At 55.6% G+C, this 18357-nt stretch carries 15 protein-coding genes; 10 read left to right on the top strand and 5 right to left on the bottom strand.

From position 1 onward, the window contains the following. Positions 1-8: 8 nt before the first annotated feature. The 3 genes from AB6731_RS10775 to AB6731_RS10765 form a co-directional block, all read right to left on the bottom strand. A complete protein-coding gene (locus AB6731_RS10775) occupies positions 9-752 on the bottom strand; it encodes a type 2 GTP cyclohydrolase I (protein WP_371006349.1) in 744 nt (247 codons plus the stop codon). Between the two features lie 10 nt (positions 753-762). After that, a complete protein-coding gene (gene phrB / locus AB6731_RS10770; protein WP_371006348.1) occupies positions 763-2175 on the bottom strand; it encodes a deoxyribodipyrimidine photo-lyase in 1413 nt (470 codons plus the stop codon). A 412-nt stretch (positions 2176-2587) separates the two neighbouring features. Next, on the bottom strand, positions 2588-2794 hold the full coding sequence (locus AB6731_RS10765) for a YbfA family protein (protein WP_014883027.1): 207 nt from the start codon (positions 2792-2794) through the stop codon (positions 2588-2590). Positions 2795-3101: 307 nt separating this feature from the next. Here AB6731_RS10765 and kdpF point away from each other — a divergent pair, with 307 nt between their 5' ends. The 9 genes from kdpF (at position 3102) to potE (ending at position 15035) form a co-directional block, all read left to right on the top strand. After that, complete coding sequence (gene kdpF, locus AB6731_RS10760) at positions 3102-3191, top strand: K(+)-transporting ATPase subunit F (RefSeq protein WP_015386886.1); 90 nt, start codon at positions 3102-3104, stop codon at positions 3189-3191. Next, entirely contained in the window at positions 3191-4870 is a 1680-nt protein-coding gene (kdpA, locus tag AB6731_RS10755; protein WP_371006347.1) for a potassium-transporting ATPase subunit KdpA, read from the top strand. The genes kdpF and kdpA overlap by 1 nt, the downstream gene beginning before the upstream one ends. Positions 4871-4888: 18 nt before the next feature. After that, positions 4889-6937: a potassium-transporting ATPase subunit KdpB gene (kdpB, locus tag AB6731_RS10750; RefSeq protein WP_371006346.1), complete on the top strand. Its 2049-nt coding sequence runs from the start codon at positions 4889-4891 to the stop codon at positions 6935-6937. Between the two features lie 12 nt (positions 6938-6949). After that, positions 6950-7525 carry a potassium-transporting ATPase subunit KdpC gene (kdpC, locus tag AB6731_RS10745; RefSeq protein WP_371006345.1) on the top strand — a complete coding sequence of 192 codons (576 nt, stop codon included), beginning with the start codon at positions 6950-6952 and terminating at the stop codon, positions 7523-7525. Then, positions 7526-10213 carry a two-component system sensor histidine kinase KdpD gene (kdpD, locus tag AB6731_RS10740; RefSeq protein ID WP_014169155.1) on the top strand — a complete coding sequence of 896 codons (2688 nt, stop codon included), beginning with the start codon at positions 7526-7528 and terminating at the stop codon, positions 10211-10213. It abuts the gene before it with no gap. Next, positions 10210-10887, top strand: coding sequence for a two-component system response regulator KdpE (gene kdpE, locus AB6731_RS10735; protein WP_014169154.1), 678 nt, complete (start codon positions 10210-10212; stop codon positions 10885-10887). Before kdpD ends, kdpE begins: the two co-directional genes overlap by 4 nt. A 278-nt stretch (positions 10888-11165) precedes the next feature. After that, entirely contained in the window at positions 11166-11270 is a 105-nt protein-coding gene (gene speFL / locus AB6731_RS10730) for a leader peptide SpeFL (RefSeq protein ID WP_106503839.1), read from the top strand. A 256-nt stretch (positions 11271-11526) separates the two neighbouring features. Next, positions 11527-13725, top strand: a complete 2199-nt coding sequence (speF, locus tag AB6731_RS10725; RefSeq protein ID WP_371006344.1) for an ornithine decarboxylase SpeF — start codon at positions 11527-11529, stop codon at positions 13723-13725. Beyond that, positions 13722-15035 carry a putrescine-ornithine antiporter gene (gene potE, locus AB6731_RS10720; RefSeq protein ID WP_014169152.1) on the top strand — a complete coding sequence of 438 codons (1314 nt, stop codon included), beginning with the start codon at positions 13722-13724 and terminating at the stop codon, positions 15033-15035. The genes speF and potE overlap by 4 nt, the downstream gene beginning before the upstream one ends. A gap of 70 nt (positions 15036-15105) precedes the next feature. Here the strand turns inward: potE and pgm are convergent, their stop codons facing one another. Both pgm and seqA read right to left on the bottom strand, forming a co-directional pair. Beyond that, complete coding sequence (gene pgm / locus AB6731_RS10715) at positions 15106-16746, bottom strand: phosphoglucomutase (alpha-D-glucose-1,6-bisphosphate-dependent) (protein WP_020884976.1); 1641 nt, start codon at positions 16744-16746, stop codon at positions 15106-15108. A 24-nt stretch (positions 16747-16770) separates the two neighbouring features. Then, on the bottom strand, positions 16771-17319 hold the full coding sequence (gene seqA / locus AB6731_RS10710; protein WP_044858372.1) for a replication initiation negative regulator SeqA: 549 nt from the start codon (positions 17317-17319) through the stop codon (positions 16771-16773). 183 nt (positions 17320-17502) lie between these two features. On the opposite strand from seqA, the gene ybfF reads away from it, so the two are divergent. Further along, complete coding sequence (ybfF, locus tag AB6731_RS10705) at positions 17503-18276, top strand: esterase (RefSeq protein ID WP_196087704.1); 774 nt, start codon at positions 17503-17505, stop codon at positions 18274-18276. Positions 18277-18357: the final 81 nt, after the last annotated feature.

Here is an 18357-nt window from a genome sequence, read left to right as displayed (position 1 = left end):
ACCTCTCATCAGGCCGGGTTAGGGATATCAATAAACGTGACATCCAGATCGGTATTTTCAGTCAGCCATTCACTGAGGGCGCGAATTCCGCCACGCTCGGTGGCATGGTGACCTGCCGCATAAAAATGCAGACCTTGCTCACGTGCCGAATGGACGGTCTGCTCGGACACTTCTCCAGTGATGAAGGCGTCGACACCAAAGCGTGCCGCGCTGTCAATAAAGCCCTGACCACCACCAGTACACCAGGCAACCCGTTTCACCGTGTCCGGACCGGTGTCACCGCACCAGAGCGGACGGCGTCCCAGACGCGCTTCAATCCATGAGGCCAGCTCCAGGCCGGGCACCGGCATGGCCAGCTCTCCCCAGGGCACCAGCTGCTCAATTTCACCCATTACGGTAATCCCCAACAGCTGCGCGAGCTGTACGTTATTGCCCAGCTCCGGGTGCGCATCCAGCGGCAGATGGTAACCGTACAGGTTGATATCATTTGCCAGCAGCGTTTTCAGGCGGTTTCGCTTCATACCGCGAATGATCGGTGCTTCGTTTTTCCAGAAATAACCGTGATGGACAATAACGGCATCCGCTTCCTGACGGACGGCTTCGTCCAGCAGCGCCTGGCTTGCCGTCACGCCAGTGATAATTTTCTGCACCGTTTCGCGTCCTTCAACCTGGAGGCCGTTCGGGCCGTAATCGCTGAAGGAGGCGCTGTTCAGTTTTTCGTTAATCAGGCTTTCCAGTTCGCTGTTTTTCATCATCACTCTCTTAAGCTTTGCGGGCGGCCTCGTACGCCGCCAGCGTGGCGACACGCGCCTGTTTATGGTCAACAATCGGACGGGGATAATCGAGCTTCACGCCCTGTTTATCCGCCCATGCCCACGGGTCGTGGATCGCTTTTGCAGGGACACTGCTCAGCGCGGGCAACCAGCGGCGGATAAACTCGCCGTCTGCATCAAATTTTTGTCCCTGCGTGGCAGGATTAAAAATACGGAAATAGGGCGCGGCGTCGGTTCCGGTGGACGCCGCCCACTGCCAGCCGCCGTTATTCGCCGCCAGATCGCCATCGATCAGCTGAGAAATAAAATACCGCTCCCCGACACGCCAGTCGATAAGCAGATCCTTCACCAGGAAGCTGGCGGTAATCATTCGCAGCCGATTGTGCATCCATCCGGTTTCATTGAGCTGGCGCATCGCGGCATCAACAATCGGGAAGCCCGTTTCGCCTTTCTGCCAGGCCTGTAAGTGGCTCTCGTTGTGTTGCCAGTTTACGTTATCAGTCCAGGGTATAAACGGACGATGCTTACATAAATCAGGGTGATACGTCATCAAATGGCGATAAAATTCGCGCCAGATAAGTTCGTTAAGCCAGACGGAGCCGGGCCCCCCGTCCAGTGCCTGCGGTTGTTCCGCCAGAAGACGATGCAGACACTGGCGCGGAGAGAGCACGCCCAGCGCCAGACAGGCCGATAAACGACTGGTGCCCTCTGTCGCGGGAAAATCCCTGCGCGCGTCGTAATCGCCTGCCCCCGCTTTACAAAACTGGCGCAGCTTCGCAATAGCGTTTTTTTCGGTAGCCGGGAACAGAGTCTCATCAAACGCCTGTTGCGGATAGTCAAACTCCCGCTCGGGTATCTCCGTTATGGCCTCTCCCCTCACGGTGGGTGCAGCCACGCATTCCGGCAGCGCCTCCTTCAGTCTTTTAATGAAGGCATTTTTAAACGGCGTAAAGACTTTATACATCTCGTGGTTGCCGGTCATGACACTGCCCGGCGGCAGCATGACGCTGTCATCAAAACCCTGACACTCTACATCCTGCAGGATTTTCTCCAGCTGACGATCCCGATGACGTTCATTGAATTCGTACTGATAGTTGTAAAAAAGGTGGGTGACAGCGTACTGCTCACAGATCGCCTGCACGGCCTGGCATTGTGCGGAGAAGTCACTGACCTCTTTATAAATGAGCGGGATCCCTTTTTCGGCAAGCGAACACTGCAAGCCATTCAGATGTGAGCTGAGGTAAGCCGCCTGGCGTGGTGCCATAGCATGCTGCTGCCACTGCCCGGGGGTGGCGATAAACACCGCCAGCACGCGGGCTTCCGGGGAGCGGCAGGCAGCAGCAAGGGCGAGATTGTCATGTACGCGCAGGTCCGCGCGAAACCAAACCAGATGGGTGGGCATAAAACTCCTGGCAATTATCCATTATGTCCGTAAGGCCATGCCACTAAAGAGAAAATGCGGCTGGCTTTTATCTACTTTGCCATGAAGTGTAGACGCGATGAAATAAAAAAGGCCGCCCGGGGCGGCCTTAACGCTACGTATCTTGCGCCATCATGGTAAAAGCAATAGACACTGTCGGTTCATCACGTCTTACCACGAGTACGCTGGTGACAATGAACGCAATGCAAAAAGAGCTTTTCATCATGCGGTCCCTGCTGCTAACCGCTCCACCGTTCACCACCGGTGATAAGTCGGTGGACACACGCTCTGACGATAGCCCAAAAACGGCCCAACGGACCGCGGATCCTGAGGGATAAAAAAAACCGCCACATTGCTGTAGGCGGTTTTTTTATTGCTGTGTGTCGTCTTCGTATCAGTAAAAATCGCAGGTCGCTTTCTCGGCCTGATCCATCCACACCGGCTTCTCGCTGGTTTTGGCCCAGACGCGGTGCAAATAGCTATAAAAACGTGCGCGGTCTTTCCAGAAGAGCATCACCGGCAGGGCCAGCACGCCAGCCACTACGGCGAAAGTGCGACGCATGAAAACGATATGAGCCGGATACGCTTTATAAAGATCCATATTTTCTCCCCTATAGTTGGCCGGAAACATGCTCCGGAAAATTTGAAATCTGTGATCTGGCTAAAATAATACCGCTTTGTTTGTAATTTTACTACTCATCAGACCAGTTATTTTCATCCATTTAGTGAATATTTACATTTCCGCCGTAAGTAAGTTACAAAAAAGTTAACGATTTACTTACCAATAGTTAAATTGTGCCTTTTCCATTTTTATACTTTTTTTACACCCACCCTGCCGATTTTTGCGAAATCTTTGCGCCATAAATCCTACCGTTAACACAAATACAAATGTCACTCGGAGGTGGATTGTGAGTGCAGGTCTGATTACCGGCATCGTGCTGGTGTTCCTGTTATTGGGTTATCTGGTCTACGCCCTGATTAATGCGGAGGCCTTCTGATGGCTGCTCAGGCGTTTTTACTTATAGCCAGCTTTTTACTGGTCTTATTGGTGCTTGCCAGACCGCTGGGAACGGGGCTCGCGCGGCTGATCAACAACGTGTCCTTACCGGGTACGGGAAGTATCGAAAAAGGGATCTGGCGCGTACTGGGAATACGCGATCAGGAGATGAACTGGCGTCAGTATCTGGTCGCTATTCTGCTGCTGAATATTGTTGGGCTGGTCGCGCTCTTTGTTATGCTGATGTTGCAGGGTAGCCTGCCGCTGAACCCGCAACAGTTACCGGGCCTGTCCTGGCATCTTGCGCTGAATACGGCCGTCAGCTTTGTCACCAATACCAACTGGCAATCCTACGCCGGCGAAACCACGCTGAGCTACTTCAGCCAGATGGTGGGATTAACCGTACAAAATTTTCTCTCAGCAGCCAGCGGCATCGCGGTTGTCTTCGCGCTGACGCGTGCGTTTGCACGTCAGAATATGGGTACGCTGGGCAATGCCTGGGTTGATCTCACGCGCATTACTCTGTGGGTCTTACTTCCAATTGCTCTGCTCATCGCGCTGTTCTTTATTCAGCAAGGTACGCTGCAAAACCTGCTGCCTTACGCCCCTTCTACCTCGCTTGAAGGGGCAAAACAGCTTCTGCCGATGGGGCCTGTGGCCTCACAGGAAGCCATTAAGATGCTCGGTACGAATGGTGGCGGTTTCTTCAATGCCAACTCATCGCATCCGTTTGAAAACCCAACGGCACTGACCAACGCTGTGCAAATGCTGGCGATCTTCCTGATCCCCGCAGCGCTGTGCTTTGCTTTTGGCGATGTGGTGAACGATCGTCGTCAGGGTCGCACCCTGCTCTGGACCATGTCGCTCATCTTTGTCGTCTGTGTTGCGCTGGTGATGTGGGCCGAATGGCAAGGTAACCCGCATTTCCTGACGCTGGGCGCTGACGGCACCATGAATATGGAAGGGAAAGAGAGCCGCTTTGGCATTCTCGCCAGCAGCCTTTATGCCGTGGTTACGACGGCGGCATCCTGCGGGGCGGTCAATGCTATGCACGACTCCTTCACGGCACTGGGCGGCATGATCCCGATGTGGCTGATGCAGATCGGTGAAGTGGTATTCGGCGGCGTAGGCTCGGGTCTTTACGGCATGCTGCTGTTTGTTCTGCTGGCGGTGTTCATTGCGGGTCTGATGATTGGTCGCACCCCGGAATATCTGGGCAAAAAAATCGATGTCCGTGAGATGAAGTTAACCGCGCTGGCGATTCTGGTCACCCCCGCCCTCGTGCTGGCTGGTACCGCACTGGCACTGATGACGGAGGCCGGACGCAGCGGCATCTTCAACCCTGGCATCCACGGCTTTAGCGAAGTGCTTTATGCCGTCTCTTCTGCTTCTAACAATAACGGTAGTGCCTTCGCAGGCTTAAGCGCTAACTCACCGTTCTGGAACTGTCTGCTGGCGTTCTGCATGTTCGTGGGCCGTTTCGGGGTCATTGTGCCGGTGCTGGCGATTGCCGGGTCGCTGGTGAGCAAAAAAATTCAACCGACCACCAGCGGGACGTTGCCGACCCACGGCGCGCTGTTTATCGGACTGCTGGCCGGTACCGTGCTGCTGGTCGGCGCCCTGACCTTTATCCCCGCCCTCGCGTTAGGCCCGGTCGCGGAATACCTCTCTTTACGCTGATTTTGCGGAGAATTTGTCATGAGTCGTAAACAAATGGCCCTGTTCGAACCGTCGTTAGTTCGACAGGCCCTCATGGATGCGGTGAAAAAGTTGAGCCCGCGCGTGCAGTGGCACAACCCGGTGATGTTTATCGTCTGGATAGGGAGTTTACTCACCACCGCGCTGGCGATTGCCATGGGAACGGGTCATCTGCAGGGGAATGCGATGTTCACCGGCGCTATCAGCCTGTGGCTGTGGTTCACCGTACTGTTTGCCAACTTTGCGGAAGCGCTGGCGGAAGGCCGCAGCAAAGCGCAGGCCAATAGCCTCAAAGGGGTGAAAAAGACCGCTTTTGCGCGCAAATTACGCGAACCGAAATACGGTGCCCAGATGGACCATGTCCCGGCAGATGAACTGCGTAAAGGTGACGTGGTGCTGGTCGAAGCCGGGGACATTATCCCCTGCGACGGTGAAGTCATCGAAGGCGGCGCGTCGGTAGATGAAAGTGCCATCACCGGGGAATCTGCTCCCGTCATACGTGAATCCGGGGGTGATTTCGCCTCCGTGACGGGCGGGACACGCATTCTCTCCGACTGGCTGGTGATCCAGTGTAGCGTCAACCCGGGTGAAACCTTCCTTGACCGTATGATTGCCATGGTGGAAGGCGCGCAGCGTCGTAAAACACCAAACGAAATTGCCCTGACCATCCTGCTGGTGGCGCTGACGATTGTCTTTCTGCTGGCAACCGCCACGTTGTGGCCATTCTCCGCTTACGGCGGTACCGCGGTCACCACCACCGTTCTGGTGGCGCTGCTGGTCTGCCTGATCCCGACCACCATCGGGGGGCTGCTGTCGGCCATCGGTGTGGCCGGTATGAGCCGTATGCTGGGCGCGAACGTCATCGCGACCAGCGGACGTGCGGTCGAAGCCGCAGGGGATGTGGACGTTCTGCTGCTGGATAAAACCGGGACAATTACCCTCGGTAACCGCCAGGCATCAGAGTTCTTACCTGCCCCCGGCGTGGATGAAAAAACGCTGGCGGATGCGGCGCAACTCTCTTCCCTCGCCGATGAAACGCCGGAAGGCCGCAGTATCGTGATCCTCGCCAAGCAGCGCTTTAACCTGCGCCAGCGCGACGTTCAGACTCTCCATGCGACTTTCGTTCCCTTCACGGCACAAACCCGAATGAGCGGCATCAACATTCAGGACCGCATGATCCGTAAAGGCTCCGTCGACGCAATTCGTCGCCACATTGAAGCCAACAATGGTCATTTCCCACCAGAAGTGGACAACCTGGTCGAGAGCGTGGCACGTCAGGGCGCGACGCCGCTGGTGGTGGCTGAAGGGGCACATGTGCTGGGGGTGATTTCGCTGAAGGATATCGTAAAAGGCGGGATCAAAGAGCGCTTTGCCCAGCTGCGGAAAATGGGGATCAAAACGGTGATGATCACCGGGGACAACCGTCTGACCGCCGCCGCGATTGCTGCCGAAGCGGGCGTGGATGATTTTCTCTCGGAGGCAACGCCTGAAGCCAAGCTGGCATTAATTCGGCAGTATCAGGCGGAAGGTCGCCTGGTGGCGATGACGGGTGATGGCACCAACGATGCCCCAGCCCTTGCGCAGGCCGACGTGGCGGTGGCCATGAACTCCGGTACCCAGGCGGCGAAAGAGGCGGGCAACATGGTCGACCTCGACTCGAACCCGACCAAGCTGATTGAAGTTGTGCACATCGGTAAGCAGATGCTGATGACGCGCGGTTCGCTGACAACGTTCAGTATCGCCAACGACGTCGCAAAATACTTTGCCATCATTCCCGCGGCGTTTGCGGCCACCTATCCACAGCTTAATGCGCTGAACGTGATGCATCTGCACTCGCCAGCATCAGCCATTCTCAGTGCGGTTATTTTTAACGCCCTGATTATTGTCTTCCTGATCCCGCTGGCGCTCAAAGGGGTGAGCTATAAACCGCTGACCGCGGCCGCCATGCTGCGCCGCAACCTGTGGATTTACGGGCTGGGTGGGCTGATTGTCCCCTTCATCGGTATCAAGGTTATCGACCTGCTGTTGACGCTGTTTGGGCTGGTTTAAAAGGTGAATCAAATGAAGATGTTACGTCCCGCTATACTTCTGTTTATTCTGTTGTCGCTTATTACCGGCGGGCTTTATCCGCTGGTGACCACCGCGCTGGGCCAGTGGTGGTTTAAGGATCAGGCCAACGGCTCGCTGATCGTGCAAAACGGTGAAAACCGCGGTTCGCGTCTGATTGGACAGAATTTTACCGACGCCCGTTACTTCCAGGGACGCCCTTCCGCCACTGCCGAAAGCCCGTATAATCCGATGGCATCCGGTGGCAGTAACCTGGCCGGCAGCAACCCGGAGCTGGATAAAGCCATTGCCGAACGTGTAGCCGCCCTGCGCGCCGCAAATCCACAGGCCAGCCGGGAGGTGCCTGTGGAGCTGGTGACGGCCTCTGCAAGCGGGCTGGACTACAGCCTGACGCCGAAGGCGGTGGCATGGCAGATCCCCCGCGTCGCGGCTGCCCGTCAGCTGACGGTGGAACAGGTGAGCAAGCTGGTCGCAGAGCATACGCAAAAACCGCTGGTCAGCTTCATCGGCATGCCCGTGGTGAATATTGTTGAGCTGAATCTGGCGCTGGACGCGCTAAGGAAAAACTAAATGACCGACGAGCCCATGCGCCCGGATCCGGACAGGCTGCTCGAACAGACGGCTGAAGCCCATCGCGGCAAACTGAAAATCTTCTTCGGCGCCTGTGCTGGCGTCGGGAAAACCTTCGCCATGCTGACAGAAGCCCAGCGGCTTCGGGCGCAGGGGCTCGATATTCTTATCGGCGTGGTGGAAACCCACGGCCGGAAAGAGACGGCAGCACTGTTGAAGGGGCTGGCGACACAGCCGCCTCGTCGTATCAGCCATCGTGGGCGTCTGGTCACGGAGTTCGATCTCGACGCCGCCCTCGCCCGCAGGCCCGCGCTTATCCTGATGGACGAACTGGCACACAGTAATGCCTCAGGCTCGCGCCACCCCAAACGCTGGCAGGACGTTGAAGAACTGCTTGAAGCAGGCATTGATGTTTTCACCACGGTAAATGTTCAGCATCTCGAAAGCCTGAACGACGTGGTCAGCGGCGTGACCGGGATTCAGGTTCGCGAAACCGTACCCGATCCCTTTTTCGACTCTGCGGACGAAGTGGTGCTGGTCGATCTGCCTCCAGACGATCTGCGCCAGCGACTGCATGAAGGAAAAGTCTATATTGCAGGTCAGGCCGAACGCGCCATCGAACATTTCTTTCGCAAAGGCAACCTGATAGCCCTGCGCGAGCTGGCCCTGCGTCGCACGGCGGATCGCGTGGACGATCAGATGCGCGCCTGGCGTGACCTGCAAGGGCAGGAGCGCGTCTGGCATACGCGGGATGCCATTCTGCTGTGTGTGGGTCACGGCAGCGGCAATGAAAAGCTCGTCCGCACCGCAGCGCGCCTGGCGGCTAAGTTTGGCAGCGTCTGGCATGCGGTCTATGTCGAGACGCCGCAGCTTCACGCGCTGCCTGAAAACCAGCGCCGCGCGATCTTAAGTTCGCTGCGTCTGGCACAGGAGCTGGGCGCAGAAACCGCCACCCTCTCCGATCCCCAGGAAGATAAAGCCATTCTGCGCTACGCGCGTGAGCACAACCTCGGGAAAATTGTCATTGGCCGTCGTCAGCATCGTCGCTGGTTTAGCCGCGAATCCTTTGCTGACAAACTGGCCCGGCGTGCTCCCGACCTCGATCTGGTGATTGTCGCACTGGATGACAAACCCACCCCTTTACCCAACCGCGCACCGGACAGCCGCACTTTTAATGATAAATGGCGAATTCAGATCCGCGGCTGTCTTGTCGCCGTCGTGCTCTGCGCGCTGATCACCGTGATTGCCAGCCACTGGCTGATTGCCTTCGATGCGGCCAATCTGGTGATGATCTACCTGCTCGGCGTGGTCGTGGTGGCGCTCTTTTACGGGCGCTGGCCCTCAGTACTGGCGACGTTCATCAACGTCATCAGCTTCGATCTGTTCTTTATCGCGCCCCGCGGAACGCTCGCCGTTTCGGATGTGCAGTACATTCTCACCTTTGCCGTGATGCTTACCGTTGGGCTGGTGATCGGTAATCTGACGGCGGGCGTACGCTATCAGGCCCGTATCGCCCGCTACCGCGAACAGCGCACACGGCATCTCTATGAGATGTCTAAATCGCTGGCGGTTGGCCGTACGCCGCTGGATATTGTGCAGACCAGCGAGCAGTTTATCCGCTCGACCTTTCACGCCAGCAACCTGATTTTACTCCCGGACGAACACGGGAAACTGCGCCCGCTGACCTCGGCCTCAGGTATGACGCCCTGGGATGAAGCCATTGCGCGCTGGAGCTTTGATAAAGGACTTCCTGCGGGTGCAGGGACGGACACCCTGCCCGGCGTACCGTATCAAATTCTGCCGCTGCGCAGTGCCGATAAAAATCAGGGACTGGTGATCGTTGAACCTTCGAATCTGCGCCAGTTGATGATCCCCGAACAGCAGCGATTGCTGGAGACATTTACCCTGCTGGTGGCAAGCGCGCTGGAACGGCTGGCGCTTACCGCCAGCGAAGAACAGGCCCGTCTGGCAAGCGAGCGCGAGAGCATTCGTAACTCATTGCTGGCCGCCCTCTCCCACGACCTTCGCACCCCACTCACTGTGCTGTTTGGCCAGTCAGAAATTTTGACGCTGGATTTGGCAGCGGAAGGCTCGAAACATGCGTTGCAGGCCAGCGAGATCCGCCAGCATGTGCTGAACACCACACGCCTGGTAAATAATCTGCTTGATATGGCGCGTATTCAGTCGGGCGGATTTAACCTCAAAAAAGAGTGGCTCACGCTCGAAGAGGTGGTGGGGAGCGCCCTGAAAATGCTGGAGCCAGGCCTCGGTGGGCGCCATATTGCGCTGAACATGCCCGAACCGCTGACGTTAATTCACGTTGATGGCCCGCTGTTTGAACGCGTGCTGATCAATCTGCTGGAAAATGCCGGCAAATACGCAGGAGCAAACGCCCGGATTGGGGTGGATGCCACAGTGGAAGATCACACGCTACGGCTTGACGTCTGGGATACCGGGCCGGGTATCCCTGCCGGACAGGAGTTCGCTATTTTCGAGAAATTTGCCCGCGGTAATAAAGAGTCGGCCATTCCCGGCGTGGGTCTGGGTCTGGCGATTTGCCAGGCGATTATTGACGTTCATGGCGGTACCATTTCGGCGGAGAATCGCCCGGAAGGCGGCGCACGTTTTTGTGTTAAACTTCCTCTGGAAGCCCCGCCAGAACTTAATGAATTACCAGAGGATTTGTGATCAACGTTCTGATTGTTGAAGATGAGATCGCCATTAGCCGGTTTCTGCGTGCTGCGCTGGAAGGCGATGGCCTGCGCGTTCATGACGCCGGCACGCTCCAGCGGGGTTTGATTGAAGCGGCCACGCGCAAACCTGATCTGGTGATCCTCGATCTCGGCCTGCCGGATGGCGACGGCATCGATTTTATTCGTGAGGTTCGACAGTGGAGTCAGATGCCCATTCTGGTGCTGTCAGCCCGTACCGAAGAGTCGGATAAAATCGCGGCGCTGGATGCCGGAGCGGATGACTATCTGATTAAGCCTTTTGGTATTGGCGAACTGCAGGCTCGCCTTCGTGTCGCGCTGCGTCGTCACAGCGCCACCACCCCTGCCGACCCAACATACACGTTTGGTGATATTCGGGTTGATCTGGCAGCACGGCGCATTGTTCGCGGTGAAGAGGAAATCCATCTCACCCCCATCGAGTTTCGGCTACTCGCCGTTTTGCTCAATAATCACGGTAAGGTACTCACCCAGCGCCAGCTATTGAGTCAGGTGTGGGGGCCAAACGCCGTGGAACATAGTCACTATTTACGCATATATATGGGACACCTTCGACAAAAACTGGAAGTTGACCCCGCGCGTCCTCGTCATTTATTAACTGAAACCGGTATCGGTTATCGGTTCATGCTTTGAATAACTATTCAGTTTATTTTTAAATAAACACCTACCCTCCTCTAAAATACGCGCGAAAATAATCTCCGGGTTATTTTTTGGTGTATTTATGTCCACTCAGCACATTCATAACACAATCCGTTAACGCAACATCAACATATCAGCATTTTGATCTGCGATATTCATCAAAAGCGAATATTTATTTCTGATTTGATCGGTTAACGGTGATCTGTTTCACAGTTAATCGCTTTTTCCAGGATAAAATGTCCATGCTTTCAATTACTGAAAGGAAATGAAACATGGAAAACAATAATCGTTTAATGCCCCATATAAGGCGGACAACTCATATCATGATGTTTGCCCACCGAAACTGTTTTGACTTTCATATCTTTAATGCCCGGTAGTCCTTCGACTTCTGGCGCACCCGCTTGCAGGTTATCCTGAAACACCCTATTTTACAGGCCTTTGCCTGTGAACCCGTGCGCTCATTCATCTTAATTCAGGCTCATCCGCGACCGGGCGGACTGAATTCTATTCAGCAAAAAACGCATTACTGATTTTTTTAATCAGCGGCCTCCTTTTGCTGTTTTCCGGCATATTATCGATTTCTTTTCTGCAAGAAATCGAGGGAATGTTATTACCTAAAATAAAGAGAGAAAGATGAAAAGTTTAAAAATTGCAGCCAGCCGCGCCTGCCCTGATTGCTTTACCACTCACCGTGAACTGGTGGATATCAACGCCACGGATTATATTGATGTTGCCGCCATTGTTCTGGCCGTCAGCGATATTCTCACTGGTCGTATAGAAGAAATAGAAGCAACCGGATTTGGCATTCCTGTTTTTGTCGCGACGCATAAAGAAGAAATTATCCCGGCAGAGTATTTATCGCGGATCCACGGCGTATTCGAAGCATCAGACACCAGCAACGACTTCCACGGACGCCAACTGGAAGCGGCCGCACAAAAGTATGAAACCCAACTGCGTCCGCCGTTTTTCCGGGCTCTGGTCGACTATGTCAAACAGGGTAACAGCGCCTTCGACTGTCCGGGTCACCAGGGCGGGCAATTCTTCCGCCGTCACCCTGCCGGCAATCAGTTTGTTGATTTCTTTGGCGAAACCCTTTTCCGCTCAGACCTGTGCAACGCCGACGTGGCGATGGGCGATCTGCTGATCCACGAAGGGGCACCCTGCATTGCGCAGCAGCATGCGGCGAAAGTCTTTAATGCCGATAAAACCTACTTCGTGCTGAACGGAACCTCATCGTCCAACAAAGTGGTGCTCAACGCCCTTCTCACTCCGGGCGACCTGGTCCTGTTCGATCGCAACAACCATAAATCCAACCACCACGGAGCACTTCTTCAGGCGGGCGCAACGCCGGTCTATCTGGAAACCGCACGTAACCCGTACGGCTTTATTGGCGGCATCGACGCCCACTGTTTCGAAGAGAATTATCTGCGTGAGCTGGTGTCCGAAGTGGCGCCAGGCCGTGCCCGTGACGCGCGTCCGTTCCGCCTGGCGGTGATTCAGCTGGGTACCTACGATGGCACCATCTATAACGCTCGCCAGGTCGTGGATAACATTGGCCATCTGTGCGACTACATCCTGTTTGACTCTGCCTGGGTGGGTTACGAGCAGTTTATACCGATGATGGCCGATTGCTCTCCGCTGCTGCTGGAACTGAATGAAAACGATCCGGGGATCCTGGTCACCCAGTCAGTCCATAAACAGCAGGCCGGTTTCTCACAGACCTCGCAAATCCACAAGAAGGACAGCCACATCAAAGGCCAGCAGCGCTATGTTCCGCATAAGCGGCTGAATAACGCCTTCATGATGCACGCGTCCACCAGCCCGTTCTATCCGCTGTTTGCTGCACTGGATATCAACGCCCGCATGCATGAGGGACAGAGCGGCCGCAACATGTGGATGGACTGCGTGGTGACCGGTATCGAAGCCCGTAAGCTGATCCTGCAGAACTGCCAGTATCTTCGCCCATTCGTGCCGGAACTGGTTGATGGCCGTCCGTGGGAAAGCTGGGACACCGCTGAGATTGCCACGGACCTGCGCTTCTTCCACTTCGTGCCCGGTGAACACTGGCACGCCTTCGAAGGCTATGCCGAACATCAGTATTTTATCGATCCGTGCAAACTGCTGCTGACCACGCCGGGTATTAACGCCCGGACCGGTGAGTACGAGGATTTCGGCGTCCCCGCCACTATTCTCGCCAACTTCCTGCGTGAAAACGGCATCGTGCCGGAAAAATGCGATCTCAACTCCATCCTGTTCCTGCTCACGCCTGCCGAGGATATGGGCAAACTGCAGCAACTGGTCGCGCAACTGGTGCGCTTCGAAAAACTGCTCGAGACGGATGCCCCCCTCAAAGAGGTACTGCCTTCTGTCTGTAAACAGTATCCGGAGCGCTATGCAGATTACACCCTGCGCCAGATTTGCCAGGAAATGCATGAGCTGTACGCCCGCCACAACGTGAAGCAGCTGCAAAAAGAGATGTTCCGCAAGTCTCACTTCCCGCGCGTCATGATGAACCCGCAAGAGGCGAACTATGCCTACCTGCGGGGTGAGGTCGAGCTGGTCTCACTGCGCGATGCGGAAGGTCGCATTGCCGCCGAAGGTGCCCTTCCTTATCCACCGGGGGTGTTGTGCGTTGTGCCGGGTGAAGTCTGGGGCGGTTCCGTGCTGCGCTACTTTGCTGCGCTGGAAGAGGGTATCAACCTTTTACCGGGCTTCGCGCCAGAACTGCAGGGCGTTTACGTTGAGGAGTGTGACGGTCGTAAGCAGGTTCGTTGTAACGTCATCAAACACGCTGCCGCTCAGCCATCGCTGCTGAAAGGAGAAAAAATATGAGCAAGTCCAATAAAATGGGCGTGGTGCAGCTGACCATTCTCACCATGGTAAACATGATGGGGTCCGGGATCATCATGTTGCCCACCAAGCTTGCGGAAGTAGGAACCATTTCGATTATCTCCTGGATGGTGACCGCCGTGGGGTCAATGGCACTGGCTTGGGCATTCGCCAAGTGCGGTATGTTCAGCCGCAAGCCCGGCGGGATGGGCGGCTACGCTGAATATGCCTTTGGCAAATCTGGTAACTTCATGGCCAACTACACCTACGGCGTCTCTTTGCTGATCGCTAACGTGGCGATTGCCATTTCCGCCGTGGGTTACGGTACGGAGCTGTTCGGTGTGGCGCTGACCCCGGTGCAAATCGGGCTGGCCACCATCGGCGTGCTGTGGATCTGCACCGTGGCAAACTTTGGCGGCGCGCGCATTACCGGACAGATCAGCAGTATTACCGTCTGGGGGGTCATTATCCCGGTGGTTGGGCTGTGCATCATCGGCTGGTTCTGGTTTAGCCCCACGCTGTACGTCAACTCCTGGAACCCACACCATGTTCCGTTCTTCACCGCAGTGGGCTCTTCCATCGCCATGACGCTGTGGGCCTTCCTGGGGCTGGAATCTGCGTGTGCTAACGCCGAAGTGGTGGAAAACCCGGAGAAGAACGTACCGATTGCCGTGCTTGGCGGTACGCTGGGCGCAGCAGCCATTTACATTGTCTCAACCAACGTGATTGCAGGGATTGTACCGAACATGGATCTTGCCAGTTCCACGGCACCGTTCGGTCTGGCCTTTGCGCAGATGTTTACGCCGGGTGTCGGGAAAGTGATCATGGGGCTGATGGTGATGTCCTGCTGCGGCTCGCTCCTCGGCTGGCAGTTCACCATCGCTCAGGTCTTTAAATCATCCGCTGACGAAGGGTATTTCCCGAAAATCTTCTCCCGGGTCAGCAAAGCAGAGGCACCGGTTCAGGGCATGCTGGCGATTGTCATCTTCCAGAGTGGGTTATCTTTGATGACCATCAGCCCGTCGCTGAACAGCCAGTTCAACGTGCTGGTCAACCTGGCGGTAGTGACCAATATCATTCCATATATTCTGTCGATGGCGGCGCTGGTCATCATTCAGAAGGTGGCGAAGGTGGATGCAGGCAAAGCGAGGGTGGCGAATATTGTGGCGCTGATTGGGGCAATTTACAGCTTCTATGCGCTCTACTCTTCCGGCCAGGAAGCCATGTTGTATGGTGCGATGGTGACCTTTATGGGCTGGACGCTGTACGGTCTGGTATCACCACGGTTTGAATTGAAAAATAAACACAGTTAATGCAAAAGCAAAACGGCAACCCTGGGGTTGCCGTTTTGACTGCATCGTGAGGGCATCAGCCCACCGCGATTTACGCGTTTTTCAGCACTTCGCTGACAATCTCTACCGCTTCTTTCTCAATCAGCTTACGGTGTTCGTCGCCGAGGAAGCTCTCACAGTAGATTTTGTACGCATCTTCCGTACCGGATGGACGCGCGGCAAACCAGCCGTTTTCGGTCATCACTTTCAGACCACCGATAGAGGCACCGTTACCCGGGGCCGCCGTCAGACGGGCCGTGATAGGGTCACCGGCCAGCGTGCTGGCACTGACCATCTCTGGAGAGAGTTTAGACAGCGCCGCTTTCTGCGCGGAGGTCGCGCCAGCCTGAATACGGTTATAGCTTGGCGCGCCAAAGCGTGCCGCCAGCTCGTTATAGTGTTCCTGCGGATTTTTACCGGTGACAGCGGTGATTTCCGCTGCCAGCAGGCACATGATGATCCCGTCTTTATCGGTAGACCATGGCGTGCCGTCGAAACGCAGGAAGGATGCGCCCGCGCTCTCTTCACCGCCAAAACCGAAGCTGCCGTCGTGCAGACCGTCAACAAACCATTTGAAGCCTACCGGTACTTCCACCAGCTTACGGCCCAACGCCTCAACCACGCGGTCAATCATCGCCGAGGAGACCAGCGTTTTACCTACAGCCACCTCTTTGCCCCACTGCGGACGATGCTGGAACAGGTAGTTGATGGCAACCGCAAGATAATGGTTCGGGTTCATCAGCCCTGCCGGGGTGACAATACCGTGGCGGTCATAATCCGGGTCGTTGGCAAACGCCAGGTCGAATTTATCACGCAGCGCCAGCAGGCCCGCCATCGCACACTCGGAAGAGCAGTCCATACGGATTGCGCCGTCTTTATCCAGGTGCATAAAGCGGAAGGTCTGATCAACATGATCGTTAACGATGGTCAGGTTCAGCTTGTAATGCTCTGCGATGCGTTTCCAGTATTCGATACCGGAGCCGCCGAGAGGGTCAACGCCCAGCTTCAGACCGGCTTTCTGGATTGCCGCCATATCGACGATATCCGCCAGACCTTCCACAAATGGCTGTACCAGATCCTGCTCTTTCACATGGCCGGACGCCATGGCCGCATCCAGAGAGAGGCGTTTCACCCCTTTCAGGCCATCCGCCAGCAGCGCATTGGCACGATCTTCAACCACTTTCGTGACGTTCGTGTCTGCCGGTCCACCGTTAGGCGGGTTGTATTTGATCCCACCGTCTTCCGGCGGGTTGTGTGATGGAGTGATCACAATCCCGTCAGCCAGCGCGCCGCCTTTTTTGTTGTGGACAAGGATCGCGTTAGAGACCGCAGGGGTCGGCGTGAAGCCGTTATTTTCCTGAACAATGACGTCAACGCCATTCGCCGTCAGCACTTCCAGCACGGAAATGAACGCCGGTTCAGACAGAGCATGGGTATCTTTTCCCACATAGCACGGACCGGTAACGCCGTTTTTAGCGCGCTCTTCCGCGATGGCCTGAGCAATAGCCAGAATGTGCGGTTCGTTAAAGCTATGGCGCGCCGCGCTACCGCGGTGGCCAGATGTACCAAACTTCACTGCGTGTTCTGCGTTGCCCACGACCGGTTTCAGCACGTAATACTGCGCGGTCAGCTGAGCGACGTTAATCAAATCGCTTTGTTGTGCAGGTTGGCCTGCACGGCTGTGATTTGCCATTACCGGGTCCTTCTGATGCAAGGGTTAAATTGTACCGCAAACCTTTTCAATCAATTCCGCCGGGAACTGCATGGACTGCATGATGTGTTCAACCATGCTGCACTTGCGGCCCGTATTGGTATTGGTGATGACCCAGTACGGCGTGCCTGGGACATGTTTAGGTTTGGTTTGGTTGCCATTTAGCAGCAGCGTTTGCTCGTCGCCCGCGAAATAGACGCGGGTACGACCGTGCAGCGACTCGGTCGCTTCAGCAAACGCTTTGTTATCCAGTGAATAGAGTGTAGACAGCACCAGCATGAAGCGGTTAACCGCTTTTTTCTGCTCGGCGTACTCATCAGAGAGCAGCAACTCGCGCATCGCACGTACTTTGTCTTTCACTTGCGCGACGGCAGGTTTTGCTTGTGCAACAACGTTTTGTTGAGACACGACATCTTTAGTGACTGGGGTAGCAGGCTGTGAGGCGGCGGAAATTTTAAGCATGCGCCGTAAAATGTCGGACGCACTCTCCCCGATATGCCGCGTCTGGCTGGCAATATACTGATAGAGTTCGTCATCAACTTCGATTGTTTTCATCTTAATCCAGTGCGATATCTTATCTGAATACAAGTCGTTGGGATTATAAAGTTAAATTCCAACAGCGGATAGCGTCAAACCAGGTTGGCGGCAAAAGTCAGATTAAACTGGAACCTTGCAGCCGGGCGGCAGAATGGTCAACATGATACCCTAACCTGACATACGTAAAAAAAGAACTTTGCCATGAAATTGAATACCCGAGCGCAAACTGCACAATCGCCGAACAATAATTCTCCCATCGTACTGGTTCACGGGCTTTTTGGCAGCCTGGATAACCTGGGGGTGCTGGCGCGCGATCTGGTTACCGATCACGATATTTTGCAGGTCGATATGCGAAATCACGGTCTTTCCGGGCGTTCAGAGGAGATGACCTACGCGGCAATGGCCCAGGATCTGCTCGATACGCTTGATGCCAACCATCTTCAGAAGGTGACGCTCATCGGGCATTCTATGGGTGGCAAGGCGGTAATGGCCCTGACGGCGCTGGCACCGGACAGAATCAACGGTCTGGTCGTGATCGACGTTGCCCCGGTGGATTACGACGTGCGCCGTCATGACGACATTTTTGCTGCCATCAATGCGGTAACAGAGGCTGGGGTTTCAACCCGCCAACAGGCCACAGCCGTCATGCGCGAACATCTTAATGAAGAAGGCGTTATTCAGTTTCTGCTGAAGTCGTTTGTCGACGGCCAGTGGCGTTTCAACGTACCGGTACTCTGGGCGCAGTACAACAACATCGTCGGCTGGGATACGGTGCCCGCCTGGCAACACCCTACCCTCTTTATTCGCGGCGGTAACTCCCTTTATGTCACCGACGCCTACCGCGACACGTTGCTGGCGCAATTCCCGCAGGCCCGCGCCCATGTCATCGCCGGTGCCGGACACTGGGTTCACGCGGAAAAACCTGACGCCGTGTTACGCGCCATCCGCCGCTATCTCTCTGATACTGCGAATTGATTAAAAAGAGAGCGACTGGAAGGTTGCGGGCTTCCAGTCGTTGGCGTGCCGTTTTTGGTGATGTATGATGGCGCGCTCATC

The sequence above is a fragment of the Enterobacter sp. RCC_40 genome, assembly GCF_041360735.1.
In the GTDB taxonomy this organism is placed as follows: domain Bacteria; phylum Pseudomonadota; class Gammaproteobacteria; order Enterobacterales; family Enterobacteriaceae; genus Enterobacter; species Enterobacter ludwigii.
This window is presented reverse-complemented; position numbering and strand designations above follow the sequence as displayed.